Source organism: Bacillus sp. AFS055030, from assembly GCF_002574545.1.
GTDB lineage: Bacteria > Bacillota > Bacilli > Bacillales > Bacillaceae_G > Gottfriedia.
The window spans coordinates 1-16684 of the sequence record NZ_NUGT01000005.1 but is presented as its reverse complement, the minus strand read 5'-3'; the positions used below and the strand labels follow the sequence as shown (position 1 = coordinate 16684).

Here is a 16684-nt window from a genome sequence, read left to right as displayed (position 1 = left end):
AATCTAATATAGGTTCGTTTTTTTTGCATAGACATTTTTAATTATACCTATATAATAAACTAATGTGGCAAAAAATTATTATGAATGAATAGGATCATACTTGAGGAGTTAAGCAATGCATAAAGGGATATATATTTTAGCAATTGCAACATTTGTCGCAGGAACCGTTGAGTTTATTATTACAGGTTTACTGTCAATGATTGCAGGGGATTTACATGTTTCAGTTGGTGCGGTTGGTCAACTAGTTTCAATTTTTTCAGTCGTATTTGCATTTGGGGCTCCTATTTTTATAGCACTCACTTCAAAAATAGAACGAAAAAAATTACTATTAATCGCATTAACAGTATTTTTCGTTGGAAATATTCTTTCCATCATTAGTCCGAATTTCACTGTATTATTAATCGCTCGTATTATACTTGCAGCAAGTTGTTCAGTTGTAATTGTCGTTTCAATAACGACTGCAGCAAACATCGTTTCTCCTGAAGTTAGAGGCCGAGCAATTGGAGTTATTTTTATGGGGATCAGTTCATCTCTAGTATTTGGTGTTCCATTAGGTACGGTGATTGGAGAAAACTTTGGTTGGAGAATGACCTTTGTCTTAGTCGGTTTATTAAGTTTATTGGCTATGTTAGGGATTTATAAATTCTTACCGAAAGTTAAAGGACAGCCTACAATTCCATTGATTAAGCAAATAGCAACACTTAAAAATAAACGTATTTTATCGATTCAACTAATTTCTTTTTTACAATTAACAGGGCATTTTACAATTTATACTTACTTTACACCATACTTAATGAAAACGATGGGATTGTCTACTAACATGATTAGTATTGTTTTACTAGTATTTGGTATGGCAGGAATTTTAGGTGGATGGTTAGGTGGGTGGTCTACTGATAAATTTGGTGGAAGTAAGACATTGGTGTTTAATTTAGGGTTATTAGCTATTTCTATTTTAACTTTAACATTCGCACCTAGTTCAATTATAAGTTTATTTATGATCGTTATTATTTGGGGAACTGTGTCTTGGTCAATTAGTCCAGCGATTCAAGATAGTTTAGCGAGAGTGGCAAAAGATTCTGCTGATATTCAAGTTGGGTTAAATAACTCATTTTCTCATTCGGGGATTGCTTTAGGTTCAAGTTTAGGTGGAATCCTAATTACTCAGTATGCAGTAACAATGAACGCATTAGTAGGAGGTATTATTGTTATTTTTGCATTACTTTCTGCTATTTATTCTTTTGCTCTGACAAACAAGGTGAATGAGCGTAAGTTAATATAAAATAAAAAATGCTTGGAGTTTATTACGCTCCAAGCATTTTTAATAACAATCTTTGTTGAATAAAGACGTGGCATTCTATCCCTTCTTTTGTTGAAGACGACCTTCAGCAATCGAGTGTGCCTCTTCAATGAGTTGTTTCACTTTTTCTAAATTTTTGCCCTTAGGATTAAGGATGCAGATAAAGTGTTGCTTTGCATAATGAGGGTGTGGGAGAAACACATTTAATAATGAATAATCAATATCCCCTTCCAATTGATAAATGTTGAGTTTGTTGTATGTCTCTTTGCTTATTCCGATATTGATGCGAAATACTCCATTCCGTTCAAGATTGGACACATTATCAAAATCATTGTCTGATTTGGCAATGGTTACGAATGGTAAACGGTGGTCATCACCAACAAAGAAAATTTTTTAATATTAACATAAATAACCATTTTACCCTTATAAAATTTCAGCACATTATTTAACTTAGGGTTTTATAGGATTGTTTTTTATTATTTATTTTTTAAGAATTGGACATTCTAATAATGTAGTTTTGCGGTATAAAACTAATCTTAATTAGAAGGTGATTTGTATGGAAAATAAACCAGCACATTTTGATGGCAGTGGAATGAATGAAGAAGCATTAGATCAAAATTACCAACAAGAGGATTATGAAGTAACAGATGAAATGAGAAATAACATAAGCGGAAATCCATATTTTTTTGAGTGAATTTGTAAGCGGTACATTTGGTATCGCTTTTTTTTTGCATTTTTTTGAATTTGTCTATGTTATTTAACTCCTTAATCAAATATGATTTATAGAAGAAGGAGGGATCATAATGAGTTCATTTGCCAAGATGCCAAAACCTCCATATTATGCGGTAATTTTTTGTTCTAAAAGAACTGATGGAGATAATGGGTATAGTAAGATGTCTGAAAAAATGGTTGAATTAGCAACGAGTCAACAAGGGTTTCTAGGGGTTGAAAGCGCTCGTGATGATGGGATGGGGATAACGGTTTCATATTGGGAGTCATTGGATGCTATAAAGGCATGGAAAGAGAATGCAGCGCACAAAGTTGCTCAAGAGCGTGGGAAAAAAGACTGGTATGAATCATTCGCATTAAAAGTGTGTAAAGTTGAAAGAGATTATTATTTTGAAATGGAGTGATTAGATTAAAAGAACTAAAATAGAAAATGTAAAAAAATAAAATAATTGGAATATATTTGAATGAAAATGATAGTTATTATCAATACTATAAATAAGAAAGGGCAACCATCGAAATAGGTTACCCTTTTAGCAATTACATTCCAGCTTCAAATGTTTTACAATCTGTTTCAGCATTATTTCTAGCTTGTTTCCCTTTATGGCTCACAACATAAATGGAATCTGCACTACATTTGTTTCCAGAAGCCCAATATTTACAGTTATCAACTTCGCAAAGAACATCTTTTGCCATTATAAGACACCTCCCTTAATTTTATCATTTACATTAATTAGGGGATTGATACATCGATAATCGCTTTTTTAGTGTAAATTAATTCAAGCGAGGATCTATATAAGGCAAATTTAAAACCTTAGCGAATTCGGTAAGGATTTTTTATTGTGCACTCTTTGACCTTGGTTAAATACATTGGAAATTGAATATAATATCTTTAACTTTTTAATACAATTCTTTTATTTTATAAAGTTAAAATCCAAAGACTAAGCTCAACATGTATTTTTCTTTAACTTTAACTTATCTTTTCAGGCTGGGATGGATAAAGATAAAATTGTATACCAAAATCAGGTATTTATGGTATAATTCCTTATAAATCACACTAAAAAATATCATTTGGTATACCAAGGTTAAAGGGAGGATGGTGATACAGTTGTTGAAGTATGTGTTTGGAATCGTAATTTTTTTCTATTTATGTTCCTCTTTGTTTCAATGGGATTTACAATTTATTATTTCTTCTTTATGTGCCTTTATTGTTCTTTATACGATGTTTACTGTTAAATCGCTAGTTAGAACAATAGGAAGTATTTTTTTACTTATTGGATGCACTCTTCTTTGGAGAAGCAATGCAAGTATAAAAGAATATATCCTTTCATTCGGTCCAATGCTTGATTTGCTTACTTTGTTTGCAGTAATTCCAATATTAGGTTTTCCGGTTAAACTAGGTGGTTATGCAAAGGGCATTCAAGCGATTATACAGAAAAAAGTAAAAACATCTGGTCAATTGTACATAATGACATCAGGAATTTCATACTTTTTGAGTATGTTTATGAATTTGGCAACTCTACCAATGACATATTATTCTATTCAACCATCTTTAAGTCTTTTTTCTATAAAAAAAGAAGATCGTTTTATGAGTCGAGCCATTACCCATGGATTTGCGATGCCTCTACTATGGGCACCCATCACACCAATCGTAGGTATTGTAATTGGGGTAACTGGGGTAAAGTGGGCATCTATTTTACCATACGTATTACCATTAAGTATTTTAGGGATTGTGTTAGATTGGGTATTGGCATCAAGGAATTCACGGAAAAATGTTACGAAAGGGCATAGAAATGATTTAGTAACAGATGAAACTGCTGCTTCACTAGAAGGTGTGGTTACACAGGGAAAAGTTTTTCATATTATCATAGCTATTATTCTATTCAATCTTATCATTTCATTTGCAGAACATCTTTTTTCCTATTCTTTTGTTATTATCGTATCAATTCTAGTCATTCCGTTTGCGCTTGGTTGGTCGCTACTGATTAAGCAACATATTGCATTTTTACATAGTTTTAAGGACTATTTTCATACCTATTCTTTTAAAATGAAAGACCAATTTTTTATCTTTTTGTCAGCTGGTTTTTTTATTTCTGTTGTAAAAGATACGAATATTAATGAAACAGTAAATATTGCAGTCACTCATTTTAAAGATAGTGTAGGACCAGAGGTATTTTTAATTCTATTACCGTTAATTCCGTTAGCATTTGCGTTCACAGGGCTACATCCTGCTGTAACCTTAACGTTAATGGCTGAAGCGCTTGATCCACAAAGCTTAGGTATTTCACCGTATATTTTAACCGTGTCATTACTTGCCGGAGCCATTTCTGCGTTTTTAGTAGGTCCATACAATGCGACGATTGGATTAATGTCGAGCATCGTTAAAGAGAACTCATTTAAAGTATCGAATTGGAATATTCCATATACAATTAGTTATCTACTTATTGTCATGTTTTACTTGTTTGGTTTAGAGTGGCTTATTTAGAGGGATCAAAAAGACAACATGCTAATTGTTGTCTTTTTTTATTTATAAAATTAAGAAATAGCACTGGATCAGTGCTATTTCTATGTAATCTATACTGTTAGAATGTCTGACTTCACTAATTTGGAATGTTGAGAGTCTTCACTGTTTCCTTGAGCTTTTACTATTTCGTATAATTCTTCATGTGCTGCTTCGATCGTTTCAAATGTCTCAAAGAACTTTACGCGAATTTCATTCACGTATTCTTTTCCTTCATACTTTTCGTAAAGTTTAATTTTAATATTGTCATCTAACACTTCAGCAATTGTATATTTAGCTTTTAGTTCGTTGAAAAAGTAAAAGTGGTATGTTTCGAGTGCCTTTAATCCTTCGTTATCCACAATCGTTTGAAACGTGTCTTTATTCGTTAAAACAATATACTTACCCATCTTTGCACACTCCTCATTTAATTATGTAGTATTGAGCATAAGGTATTTTGTATACCAAATTTCTATTCATAGTGTAATACAGATAAAAATATTAATCAATAATTTTCTGAATTTTTAATCAAAAGTTATTTTTAAAGACAAAACAGTCTGTGTTAAAAATTTCCAAATAAATTATAGTATTTACATTCTAAAAAATTCGAATTATAATCAGATTAAATTTTTCAAATTTTGAGAAAATTACATTGGAGGGATATATATGCCAAAAGTACGCTTGCATGTAGAAGGAGAGATTATTGAGCAAGAAGTGCGTGATGACGCAAATTTAGTCGTGTTGGCAGGCATCCGTCAATTTCCAAAACTGAAATACGGGTGTGGGATGGGAAAATGTACAAAATGTGCATGTAGAGTGCTAGAAGGAGCAGAAAAGCTTGATCCGCCAAACTGGAAAGAGCAGAAAATGCTAGGTGAAAAGGTTGAAGAAGGCATTCGATTATGCTGTCAGCTAACGATCAAAGATGATATTGTCATTTCACAAGAAAATATAAATGCCACAAAACCGAAAGTTGCAAAACCAGTCAATGCACAATAATTTTTTTGCACTTTCTAGGTATACAAAATACCTCTTTAATTTAACTGTTGGATCATAGAACGAGAGTAGAAGTTTTTGTAAGCGGATTCAACTATGAAAGGGGGTGAAAGTATGAAATCATATTTGTTAACTGAGATGACTTGGGAAGAAGTACAGGATGCACTACATACTGTAAAACTAGCAATCATTCCAATTGGTGCACACGAACAGCATGGGCCTCACATGGTTGAAAGCTGTGATGCTGTACTAGCCGAAAAAATGGCTGAGAAATTAGCTGAAAAAATGTATCCTCATGTAATTGTAACGCCTACTGTTAATATGGGAGTCTCGCATCATCATTTAAACTTCCCAGGAACAATTTCATTGCAACCGACTACTCTTATAGCAATTTTAAAAGATATGATCGTATCTCTTAAACAACATGGTATTCAAAAATTTTTATTCTTAAACTCTCACGGTGGCAATCAGTCAACTTTAAATGTTGCTTGCACCATGTTGTCAGAAGAGCTAGGTTCTGAAATCTATTATGCTAAAACGACTGCATCTGCTAAACTATCAATCTCAGAATTTATTCACTCGCCATTGTTCGGTCACAGCTGTGAACGAGAAGTGTCAGAAGCACTTTACTTGGCTCCTCACTTAATTAGACCAAATAAAATTACAAAAGGTAGTATCCAAAATGAAGGCAAATGGAAGCAGTTACGACCTGGTAAAGCTATTCAAGGGTTTTATCGATACGAAGAGATGACGACTAATGGTTGCATTGGAGATGCAACGCAAGCAAGTTACGAAATAGGGGAAAAGATTGTAGGTGAAGCACTCGAAAACCTTTCAAATGAACTCCAAAAGCTATTACATCTAGAAGAAGAATGTAAGTTGTAAGTACCTATAAATGAGAGGGTGGAGTTTATGGATTTAACTGTTGCTCACTGGCTTTATGGTATCATGACACTTGTTGTTATTGTGACTATGCTGTTTCGAAAAGGGGTTGTATTGCCTACTATCATTGGAACCTTTCTTGTAGCTGTTGCTTATAAGGGATCAGTTGTTGGTGGATTTCAAGCGTTGTTCAACGCAAACCTTGTAGCAGCAAAAGAGTTATTTACTATCTTTTTAATCATCACTTTTATGGTGGCTTTATTACATTCTTTAAAAGATACTGGTGCAGATGAAAGAATGATTGCTCCTATGCAAAAGGTGATGAAAAACGGACATATTGCTTTTGCTGTTTTATTAGTGGTCACATATGTCATTTCTTTATTCTTCTGGCCTACGCCTGCTGTTCCGCTTATCTGTACATTATTAGTACCTGCGGCTATTCGTGCTGGCTTGTCGCCGATTGCTTGTGCCATGGTTGTTTCGATTGCAGGACAAGGTATGGCATTATCTTCAGACTATATTATGCAAATTGCTCCAATGCTTACTGCAAAATCAGCAGGTATTCAAACATCAGCTGTGTCAGGTAAGGTAATGATTCTCTCTTTAATTACAGGGGGAGTTGCAATCGCGATTACGTATTTTACTGAACGCAAATCGATCGGTAAATCAGAAAGTGATGCTTCATTGCAACATTTAGAGTCACTTGTAAACAAAAACTCTTCTGCAAATGAAATAGCTGCTGCAACAGAAGCTACTGTGGATCATAGAGAGCGTGAAAAATGGGGTAAAATTTTTGCTGTATTAGTCCCAGTGTCACTACTAGCAGTTATCATATTTATGTTTTCAACGAAATTCGGAAATGGAAAAATGAGTGGTTTTGAAGGAGGAGACGGTGCAGCATTTATCGGTGGTGTTGCAACTATGTTGTTAGTAGTAACATGCGTAGCGTTCCGTCGTTTACAAGCTCTTGATAAAATTAGTGAGCATATTACAGAAGGATTCGTATTTGCATTTCGTGCAATGGGACCAGTTATTCCAATTGCAGCATTTTTCTTTTTAGGTAGTTCGGATTTTAGCGGTACTATTTTCTCCTTAGGAGAAAATGTAGCAAAGCCAGCGTTCTTAGTTGATTTAGTTCAGGCTGGTCAATCGATCATTCCTCATAATTCGGTTTTAACGGCATTTGGTCTATTAATTACCGGAGCTATTACTGGTTTAGAAGGATCAGGTTTTTCTGGATTGCCACTAGTAGGAGCTTTATCAGGAGCATTGGCACCTGGAGTTGGAATGGAGCCTGGAACGCTAGGAGCTATCGGTCAAATGGGATCTGTGTGGACAGGTGGTGGAACGTTAATTGCGTGGTCATCATTGGTAGCGGTTGCTAGTTTTTGTGGTGTGAATGTTTTAGAGTTAGCGAGGAAAAATTTACTTCCTGTTGCTACAGGATTAATAGTCTCTACCATTGTCGCGCTCATTATATGGTAGAGCACTTCTTTAAAATTTAGAAAAATTAGAAAATTAAATAAAAATGTATTTACAAATAAAAAACAATGGGTTAATATAAGGTTAGTTGGTATACCAAATACAAAATACAAATAAATACATACTTTTAGTAGTTTTTTATAAGTGTTTTAAGTGATTTGGTATACTTGAATTGTTTAACTAATCTATTAAATTACATAAACATATTGGAGGAGGAGTTTGGATGACTAGATTATTATCTAAAGATGAGTTTCGTAAGGAATTAGAAGAAGCGATTAAAGGGAACCACAGCCAAAAGGCACCTTTTACTGTAGCATGGGCTGAAGGAAAATTAGAGCGTAGTCACTTCGCTCGCTGGGCTGAAAATCATTACCATTATGTTGGGCCGTTTGCAGATTACTTAGCTTATATCTACCATAACACTCCAAACTTACCAAAATATGAAGATGCAAAAGATTTCACATTACAAAATATGTACGAAGAAGAAATCGCTGGCGACCGCCATACTGACTTATTAATCCGATTTGCTGAAGCTTGTGGAACAACTCGTGAGCGCGTGTTAGATCCAAACAACATGGCTCCTACAACATTAGGTTTACAAAGCTGGTGTTATTCGGTAGCAGCACGTGAAAACTTCGTAGTAGCAACTGCAGCGTTAGTTGTTGGACTTGAATCTCAAGTTCCAGACATTTATCGTAAGCAAACTCCAGCATTACGTGAGAAGTACAACTTTACAGATGAGGAGATCGAATTCTTCGACTTACACATCGTATCAGATGAAATTCACGGAGAGCGTGGATACAAAATTGTACTTGATCATGCTGATACTCCTGAGCTACAACAACGTTGCTTAGAAGTAGTTCGTACTGGTGCAAAAATGCGTCGCATGTACATGGATGGCTTATGGAGAGAATATCTTGAAAAGGATTTAGGTGCTCTAGTACAAGCATAATAGAAAATAAAATGGCAGTTTCCGTATAGGGAACTGCCATCTTGTTCAGAAAGGATGATAAATTTGCTAACTACTAAACTAGAAACTTATAAAAATTACATATCTGGTAATTGGGTCGAGTCTGAAAACAATAAAACGTTCCAAAGCGTTAACCCTTCTAATAAGGAAGATATTGTCGGCACATTTCAAGCGTCGACAGAACAAGACGTGATACAAGCAATAGATGCAGCTCAAAAGGCTTTTCCTGCCTGGGCACAAACGCCACCTTCTAAACGTGCTGCAATTTTAAATAAGGCAGCAGCAATACTTGAACAGAGAGTAGAACAACTAGCAGAGGAATTAACAAGAGAGGAAGGAAAAGTAATTACTGCAGCCAAACAGGAGGTGCTTCGCTCAGCTGAAACACTTCGTTATTATGCAATTGAAGGACAAAGCTTTACAGGGGAAACGTTCCCAAATGATGATCCAAATATGAGAGTTACATCAGAAAGGGAGCCTCTTGGTGTTATTTCAGTCATTACACCATGGAATTTCCCATTATCCATACCATCTAGAAAGATTGCTCCAGCACTAATTACTGGAAATACAGTAGTTTTCAAGCCTTCATCTGATACACCTTTAATTGCATTTAGACTAGTTGAGGCACTACATGAAGCCGGTATACCAAAAGGAGTCATCAATTTTGTAACAGGAAGTTCATCCGATATCGGGGATATTTTAGTAAAACATCCTGCTATACGAGGAGTTACTTTCACTGGGTCTACTAGTGCTGGGGAACATATTCATCAAAATACATCCTTTACTACAAGAACACAAATGGAACTTGGTGGAAAAAATCCTTTAATTGTAATGGATGACGCAGATGTTGATTTGGCAGTTAACCTAACAGTGAATGGAGGATTTCACCTTACTGGTCAAGCATGTACAGGCACTAGTCGTGTAATTGTTATGAAGGAAGTAAAGGAACAATTTGTTCAAAAATTAGTAGAAAAAACAAGTACTTTAAAAATTGGCGACGGTTTTGACGAAGGTGTCATTATTGGCCCATTAGCAAATGAAAAACAGTTAAAAAATGTGCTGAAGTATATAGGTATTGGGAAAGAAGAAGGGGCTACTCTTGAATATGGTGGCCAACAACTTACGTTTGGAAAATACAAAAACGGCTACTATATTGAACCGGCTATCTTTACGAATGTAAATCCTGAAATGAGGATTGCAAAAGAAGAGATTTTTGGCCCTGTAGTTGCTGTAATTGAAGTAGAAAGCTATGAAGAAGCATTATTAATTGCTAACGATGTTGAATATGGATTATCAGCATCGATTGTTACGAATAATTTGAAACTCGCTCATCAATTTACAAAAGATGTTCAAGCAGGGACAGTTAAAGTAAATCGTACAACAACAGGTAATTTGATGAATGCACCATTTGGTGGAGTAAAACGCTCTAGTACTTCTACATTCCGTGAGTCAGGTAGAGTTGGACTTGAATTTTTTACCCAAATAAAAACAGTCTATATCGGTTACTAAAGGAGGATTTTTAAATGAAAAAAGTATTAAAATTAGAACTAGATGAAGCAAAAGTAATGATTGAAGCTGCTAAGAAAAAATCTGAGGAAATCAACGTTCCAGAGACGATTGCAATTGTAGATGACGGAGGATATGTTATTGCACTTGAACGTATGAATGGTGCTCGTATAACGGGTCCTGAAATTGCTATTGCTAAAGCATATACAGCAGCGGGGCATAAACGCTCGACTCATTTATTCAATACAGAACCAAACGGGCCAGCCCTACCTGGAAATGAAGCATTTGGAATCCAACATATGTTAAATGGAAAATTTGCCATCTTTGTCGGCGGTTTTCCAATTGTAGTAAATGGTGAAGTCATTGGGGGCGTAGGGATCAGTGGTGGAAATGGTGCTCAGGATACAGCAGTAGGTACTGCTGCCCTGCAAGCTTTGCAAGAGCTCCTTTCAAATGACGGTTATGAAGTCGTTACTGCTGCAGACATTAAAAAATAATACTTAGGAGGCGGTTAGGTGTTGTTCCTACATCGCCTTTTTTGGTGTACAAACATTTTTATCGAAAATAAACAGGAGTAAAGTTTGTATTTGTATGTATGAAAAGTGGTTAAATATAATAAAATCTACTTATCGAAATATAGGATTTAAGAGATAAAAGAACTACAAATTAGAGGTTCATGTGTGAGGACGATTGTGCTATATTTTCAACTATGTACTCGATTACTCATTTAATAGTTACTATAATAGAAATATCGATTTACTTTTAACGAAATGATGATAAACTATTTTAAAATAGGCAAGAAATGGGAGGCAGGTGAATGGAATGGAGATGGAAACTAATTTTCTTTCAATCCGGGAACATGCGTATAGATATTTAAAAGAATTGATTTTAGAGGGGCATTATAAGCCAGGTGATCGCTTAATTGAACGGGAGCTTGCTGTTAAGCTAAATATTAGTCGTACACCTATTAGAGAGGCTTTATTCCGCTTAGAATCACAAGGGTTTGTAAAAACGGTCCCTCGTAAAGGTGTTATCGTTTCGAATATTTCTGATGAAGACATTATGGAAGTGTTTACGATTTTATCTTCACTAGAAGTATTAGCAGCAAAATTGGCTGCTAAAAAAATGACGGATGAAATACAAAAAGAGTTTGATCAGAAAATTGAGGAGCTTCTTTATATTGAAGAACACTCAGACGAAACCTTTGAGAATGAACATATCGAAATGAATCTTCTTTTATATAAGGCAGCGAGAAGTCCGAAGCTATTTGAAATTTTATCCGGATTAACAGATTATATTCATATGTCTGCTAATATGGGGTACGAAACGCCTGGAAGACGTAAGGAATCATTGAGAGAACATATTGAAATCATGAAAGCGGTACGAAATAAAGAAATAGAAATGTCGGAGTATTTAACGAAAATTCATATCGAAAATTCTAGACGTGCTTACATGAACTACATAGAAAAAAGAAAAGAAAAAACGACATAAAATAGTTGATGTTTTTTCTAAAATAATAAAAGCCCCTATTCATTAGACAATTTTGATGTCTAAAAAATAAGGGTCTTTTTATTTTAGCTTCGTATTTAAAAATAGTAAAAGTGAAAATATTAGACACCAATAACGATAGCTGACGTTTTATTTTTTAATGTATTACAAATACTCATTGCTACAATATACCCAGTCTTTGGATTAGTAGAAGAAGGAATATTTTGCACCTTTACTTCCATTTCACCAAAAAATCCCTTAACGAAAATTTGATGTGAATTTCTGGCTATGTTTGGATCTACATAAACTTGAACTTTTGTTTTATCAAATCCGATTCCGGCAAGGCTCAAAGTTGCTGAAACATTTGTACTTTCTGGAAAAAGCATAGAAGATTCTCTAGCAACACCATTATAAATGCAAATTGGCTCTTTAACAGTGTCTAAATCTACCTTTTCCTCTGCTATCGTTCCTCGCCATGCACTCGGTGGTTTTCTCGTTACAAGTTTTACTTCATCAACCTCTTGTAGCATTGAAGCAGCTACACGATCTAATCCTGCAATCGCAGCAGAAGGGATGATGATCTTGCTGTTAGTAAGCTTTGCAGCATTTTCAAGTTCTACTAATAATGTATCATCTGCTAGTGCACCTACAGAAGAGATGATTAAATCACTACTAGAAGATAGTGTCCTCTTACCATACTTGTACACAGCATCATGTCCTGCAGCCTCAATTATGATATCCAATCCTAATCCGAAAAAAGCCTCTTCGTTGTCGTAAATTAAATCGCTAATATGTGTTTCGTATTGATCCTTTCTCCGTACGAGAACGGCCTTTAATGATACATCGCCAGCCTTGCCCTCGTTGATATATTTGACGATGTCTTTTCCAATCGCTCCATATCCGATTATTCCAATAGTAAGCATTTCATCACCTCGTTTTTTGAATATTTAGTTCTCTTTGGTATACAAAATATTATATCAGACCGGTATATAAAAACAAATAGAGTAATATAAATTAAGAAAAATAGCTTAATTTATGTAATTTATATATTGTCAGAAAATTATAAATATGGTATATTGTATACCAAAGAGGTAAAGAGGAGGATTTAATTTATGCCGAAACTGAATTTTGCTACTAGTGGAAAAGTATTAGAAGTACCGGAAAACTCCAATATTTTACGTATGTCTCTTCGATTTGATGGAGAACTGCCAAATCGATGTGGTGGAGGCGTTTGTGGATCATGCGTTTGTAAAATTGAAAAGGGTACTGTTGATCATATAAAAGTACAGGAGCGTCGAAAACTTGGTGAAGAATGGTTAAGCAAAGGATTCCGATTAGGTTGCCAAGCTTTCATCACTGACGAAGATGTAACGATTTCATGGAACGAAGAAGTAACAGATGAAGTGAAAAAACGAAAATTAGATCATCCAAAAAAGAAAGTGACATCTACACCATAAAATCCAATTTTAAGAGCGGGAGTGAATGATATGTTGTTAGTATGCGACAAACATATGAAAGAAGCCTTAAAGTTAGTAGATATGACTCAAATACAAAAAGCTCTGACTAATGAGACATGCACGCTTTGTAATGAGGAGACCTCGTTATTAATGAATATGGTAAGTCCTAATCCAGTCAAGAAAAAACCATGCGGAAATTGCGTGAAGTGCTCTTGTCTTATTGCAAACTAAAAGAAAGATAAACTAAAGGGATGGATTTTATGAAACAATTAAACATCTTTATCGCCTTTTTTAGGAGCAGCATGCTCGGATACGGAGGTGGACCATCAACCATTCCTTTAGTACATAAAGAAGTGGTTGAACGCTTTAAATGGATGAATGATGAAGAATTCGGAGACGTGCTCGCTATTGGAAATACACTACCAGGACCGATTAATACTAAAATGGCAGGATACATTGGATTCAAAGTAGGCGGTAAAATGGGGATGATCAATGCAATAGTTGCAACAACCATACCAACGATTATTTTAATGGTTATTTTATTGACTACACTAGTGACATTTAAAGATCTAAAATGGGTGCAAGGAATGACTAAAGCAATTGTTCCAGTAGTTGGAGTCATGCTTGGTGTACTAACTTGGCAATTTGTAGAAGCTTCCGTTAAGGGACTGAAATGGCCATTTACAATCGGACATATTTTAGCAGGGATCGTTTTAATGCAATATTTTCATATACATCCAGGAATTATTATTGGAGGGCTATTATTATTTGCGGTCATTAAGCCAACCAAATCAGTAGAAGGTAAAAAATCAAAAGGACTGTCTGCATAATGATATATTTGAACATTTTCTGGGCGTTTTTTGTTGCTAATATTTTAGGGTATGGAGGAGGCCCTGCAACTATTCCTCTTATTCAAAAAGAAGTCATCACAAGGGGTTGGCTTACGAATCAAGAATTTAACGAGGCTCTTGCGATGGGGAACTCTTTACCTGGACCAATTGCTACAAAAATGGCAGGGTATATTGGATTTCATGAAGGTGGTATACTAGGTTCATTTTTGGCTGTATTCGCTACAATTGCACCCTCACTAATTCTCATGCTGACTTTAATGGGAATATTGTATAAATATCGTCATTCGATTCAAGTTAAACGAATGACTCTATACGTAAAGCCAACAATTGCAGTTTTACTTGGCGTTATGGCTTATAACTCATTTCAAGATTCATATTTTCAAATTGGGATTGGACAGTTTTTATTTTTAGGAGTAATCAGTTACATATTAATGGAGAAAGTAAAGCTACATCCTGCTTTTATTGTTATGGGAGCTTTGTTATACGGTGGATTAAATTTATAATTTGAAAAAAGGGTAAGCAAATTTCATTAAAATTTGCATACCCTTTTTTGCACATTAGAAAGGATAAATTTTCTAGCGATGAAGGGACTAGTCGTAGTTGCATAAAAGTGAAGCTTTTGTCCCTGTCTCCACATAAAGTTCGCCAATCGGCGAGTTTTCTTTAGAATGTTTAATACATGTTTTTGTAATTTGTTATTGTAATCTACTTTCAACTTGTTGACAAACCTGCTCAGCTGTTAAGCCGCCTGCCTCAATTACTGATCCTTTTGTAGCAGTATCTTGCATTCCCATTACGTTTGAATCAAGTCCTGTTACTACGCAGCAATCGCAACCATTTGCATCTGATTCTTGTTTTAATTCAACAACATCGTGTCCCGCTGAACGTAATGCTTCTTGGACATTTGTTAAAGATTGTTCTACTCCGATTCTAGCCATAAAAAACACCTCCTCAGAAATATAAGATTTGCAATTTACAGGAAAAATATTCTTTGAATAAAGAAGTTTAAGTTTAGAAAAAGTAAAGATGGAGGTGTTTAATATGGGAAAAACTAAAAAAGATCCATCTAGAATTGGCTTAGGATCACCGAATGTACAAGGTCAAGGGACTACAACATCTGAAACTGGTGTGGAGATGTCCTCTAGTAGAAAAAAACAAAAAAGAGAGATTAAATAAAGACGATTGGTCTTAGGATTTTTTTGAAAGAAAAAAGAACCTATCTCATAAAATAAGGGAATGTCTCGCCACCTATTAATAATAGGTGGTTTTTTATTATTTAAGAGGAATCTGCGATCTGTAGGAAGAATTAAGAAGTTAATTATATAATCTTGTTATCATACATTACATCAATTATGGCGTAATGTATTTTCTTTTTAGTTAACCCAATGGAGAAAGTAGATGAAATGATGAATCATATTGTAAATGGTGATGTGGTTGGAGAAAAAATAAAGTCTTTAAATGATAATATCATCGTATGGAGAGAAATGTATGATTTTGGGCCACATAGCCAAGATTGGACTTTAGAAGAAACATATAAAAGAAGAGCAGAATTTTTTGAACAAAAACTACAAATTCCATCGAGTTTTTTTATTGAAAACTGCAAAAGCCAATATCAATTATTAAATGAACTATCCCGTTCTGAGGAAGTTGTTCTATGGTTCGAACATGATCGATATGATCAGGTGACGATACTCTACTTATTATCAGAATTATCAGCACTTGGATTTCAAAAAATCTCGATGGTTAGTATATATGAATATGAAGGAATTGAACCATTTCACGGATTAGGTCAATTATCATCTGAACAATTAATTGAATTACTGCCAACTAAACAGGAAATTACAAACGAACAAATAGAAGAAGCATGTGCAGGGTGGAAAGCCTATTGTTCAAATAATCTAGATGAGCTCAATGAATTTATTCAAAAATGTCATGTACTTCCGTTTTTAAAACAATCTTTATTAAGCCATATGACATATTTCCCTTCTCAACAGAATGGATTAAATGAAGTAGAATTTTTAGCATTATCAATGATTAATGAAGGTATTATCACTTTTGCAGAACTATTTAATAAAATTGTAAGACAAAGAACAAATGATGGAATAAGCGATTTATATTTCGCAGCAATTTTAAATGAATTAATGAAAGGTGATAACCCTTTAATAAGTAGCGACAGTAAATTACCAAGCTACCAACAATATAACCAAAGAGCAAAACTTGAATTAACAAAATGGGGATTAGACGTACTAAAAGGGAAAGCAAATCGTATGAATTTAATTGGGATCGATTGGTGGATTGGAGGGGTTCATTTAGTTAAAAATGCACGGTAATGAGGAAGATAATGGGCCAAAATTGGAGATCTACTTCCTCATAGAAGGTTCATGAGGAAGTAAAAAGGTCAGAAGCGGAGATAAACTTCCTCATAAAGTGGCCATGAGGAAGTAAAAAGGCTAGAATTGGAGATTTACTTCCTCATAGAAGGTTCATGAGGAAGTAAAAAGGCCAGAAGTGGAGATAAACTTCCTCATA

General features: G+C 34.6%; 21 protein-coding genes. 16 read left to right on the top strand and 5 right to left on the bottom strand.

The window, feature by feature from the left end; all coding sequences use genetic code 11:
• Window positions 1-115 precede the first annotated feature (115 nt).
• Entirely contained in the window at window positions 116-1279 is a 1164-nt protein-coding gene (locus tag CN925_RS01645) for an MFS transporter (RefSeq protein ID WP_098844047.1), read from the top strand.
• Window positions 1280-1354: 75 nt separating this feature from the next.
• Here CN925_RS01645 and CN925_RS21690 read toward each other — a convergent pair whose 3' ends face one another.
• A complete protein-coding gene (locus CN925_RS21690; protein WP_353616059.1) occupies window positions 1355-1687 on the bottom strand; it encodes a DUF6194 family protein in 333 nt (110 codons plus the stop codon).
• Between the two features lie 166 nt (window positions 1688-1853).
• On the opposite strand from CN925_RS21690, the gene CN925_RS21160 reads away from it, so the two are divergent.
• Complete coding sequence (locus tag CN925_RS21160; RefSeq protein ID WP_180232793.1) at window positions 1854-1991, top strand: hypothetical protein; 138 nt, start codon at window positions 1854-1856, stop codon at window positions 1989-1991.
• Between the two features lie 109 nt (window positions 1992-2100).
• Window positions 2101-2430, top strand: coding sequence for an antibiotic biosynthesis monooxygenase family protein (locus CN925_RS01640; RefSeq protein ID WP_098844045.1), 330 nt, complete (start codon window positions 2101-2103; stop codon window positions 2428-2430).
• A gap of 133 nt (window positions 2431-2563) precedes the next feature.
• Here CN925_RS01640 and CN925_RS01635 read toward each other — a convergent pair whose 3' ends face one another.
• Window positions 2564-2719 (bottom strand): DUF1540 domain-containing protein, encoded by a 156-nt coding sequence (locus CN925_RS01635; protein ID WP_098844043.1) that lies wholly within the window; start codon window positions 2717-2719, stop codon window positions 2564-2566.
• 403 nt (window positions 2720-3122) lie between these two features.
• Between CN925_RS01635 and CN925_RS01630 the strand changes: the two genes are divergently transcribed.
• The gene (locus CN925_RS01630; RefSeq protein WP_286138235.1) at window positions 3123-4508 is read left to right on the top strand and encodes a hypothetical protein; all 1386 of its coding nucleotides are present in this window, start codon (window positions 3123-3125) and stop codon (window positions 4506-4508) included.
• Window positions 4509-4597: 89 nt separating this feature from the next.
• On the opposite strand, the gene CN925_RS01625 is transcribed toward CN925_RS01630, so the two are convergent.
• Window positions 4598-4933: a hypothetical protein gene (locus tag CN925_RS01625; protein WP_098844040.1), complete on the bottom strand. Its 336-nt coding sequence runs from the start codon at window positions 4931-4933 to the stop codon at window positions 4598-4600.
• Between the two features lie 256 nt (window positions 4934-5189).
• Here CN925_RS01625 and CN925_RS01620 point away from each other — a divergent pair, with 256 nt between their 5' ends.
• From CN925_RS01620 to CN925_RS01590, 7 genes are all read left to right on the top strand, one after another.
• On the top strand, window positions 5190-5522 hold the full coding sequence (locus tag CN925_RS01620) for a 2Fe-2S iron-sulfur cluster-binding protein (RefSeq protein ID WP_098844038.1): 333 nt from the start codon (window positions 5190-5192) through the stop codon (window positions 5520-5522).
• A gap of 111 nt (window positions 5523-5633) precedes the next feature.
• Entirely contained in the window at window positions 5634-6404 is a 771-nt protein-coding gene (locus CN925_RS01615) for a creatininase family protein (RefSeq protein ID WP_098844035.1), read from the top strand.
• Between the two features lie 27 nt (window positions 6405-6431).
• A complete protein-coding gene (locus tag CN925_RS01610) occupies window positions 6432-7886 on the top strand; it encodes a hypothetical protein (protein ID WP_098844033.1) in 1455 nt (484 codons plus the stop codon).
• Between the two features lie 220 nt (window positions 7887-8106).
• Window positions 8107-8835, top strand: a complete 729-nt coding sequence (locus CN925_RS01605; protein ID WP_098844030.1) for an iron-containing redox enzyme family protein — start codon at window positions 8107-8109, stop codon at window positions 8833-8835.
• A gap of 54 nt (window positions 8836-8889) precedes the next feature.
• Window positions 8890-10362, top strand: coding sequence for an aldehyde dehydrogenase family protein (locus tag CN925_RS01600; RefSeq protein ID WP_098844028.1), 1473 nt, complete (start codon window positions 8890-8892; stop codon window positions 10360-10362).
• A gap of 14 nt (window positions 10363-10376) precedes the next feature.
• Entirely contained in the window at window positions 10377-10856 is a 480-nt protein-coding gene (locus tag CN925_RS01595) for a GlcG/HbpS family heme-binding protein (protein WP_098844025.1), read from the top strand.
• A gap of 325 nt (window positions 10857-11181) precedes the next feature.
• On the top strand, window positions 11182-11850 hold the full coding sequence (locus CN925_RS01590; protein WP_098232970.1) for a GntR family transcriptional regulator: 669 nt from the start codon (window positions 11182-11184) through the stop codon (window positions 11848-11850).
• A gap of 119 nt (window positions 11851-11969) precedes the next feature.
• On the opposite strand, the gene CN925_RS01585 is transcribed toward CN925_RS01590, so the two are convergent.
• On the bottom strand, window positions 11970-12770 hold the full coding sequence (locus CN925_RS01585) for an aspartate dehydrogenase (RefSeq protein ID WP_098844023.1): 801 nt from the start codon (window positions 12768-12770) through the stop codon (window positions 11970-11972).
• A gap of 189 nt (window positions 12771-12959) precedes the next feature.
• Here CN925_RS01585 and CN925_RS01580 point away from each other — a divergent pair, with 189 nt between their 5' ends.
• The 3 genes from CN925_RS01580 (at window position 12960) to CN925_RS01565 (ending at window position 14658) form a co-directional block, all read left to right on the top strand.
• A complete protein-coding gene (locus tag CN925_RS01580) occupies window positions 12960-13304 on the top strand; it encodes a 2Fe-2S iron-sulfur cluster-binding protein (protein WP_098844020.1) in 345 nt (114 codons plus the stop codon).
• A 260-nt stretch (window positions 13305-13564) separates the two neighbouring features.
• Window positions 13565-14134, top strand: a complete 570-nt coding sequence (locus tag CN925_RS01570) for a chromate transporter (protein ID WP_098844016.1) — start codon at window positions 13565-13567, stop codon at window positions 14132-14134.
• A complete protein-coding gene (locus tag CN925_RS01565; protein WP_098844015.1) occupies window positions 14134-14658 on the top strand; it encodes a chromate transporter in 525 nt (174 codons plus the stop codon). The genes CN925_RS01570 and CN925_RS01565 overlap by 1 nt, the downstream gene beginning before the upstream one ends.
• A 192-nt stretch (window positions 14659-14850) precedes the next feature.
• On the opposite strand, the gene CN925_RS01560 is transcribed toward CN925_RS01565, so the two are convergent.
• Complete coding sequence (locus CN925_RS01560) at window positions 14851-15093, bottom strand: YkuS family protein (RefSeq protein ID WP_098844014.1); 243 nt, start codon at window positions 15091-15093, stop codon at window positions 14851-14853.
• A gap of 103 nt (window positions 15094-15196) precedes the next feature.
• Here CN925_RS01560 and CN925_RS01555 point away from each other — a divergent pair, with 103 nt between their 5' ends.
• Both CN925_RS01555 and CN925_RS01550 read left to right on the top strand, forming a co-directional pair.
• Entirely contained in the window at window positions 15197-15331 is a 135-nt protein-coding gene (locus tag CN925_RS01555) for a YuzL family protein (protein WP_098844013.1), read from the top strand.
• Window positions 15332-15558: 227 nt separating this feature from the next.
• Complete coding sequence (locus CN925_RS01550; protein ID WP_180232791.1) at window positions 15559-16485, top strand: DUF1835 domain-containing protein; 927 nt, start codon at window positions 15559-15561, stop codon at window positions 16483-16485.
• The last annotated feature ends 199 nt before the right edge of the window (window positions 16486-16684 follow it).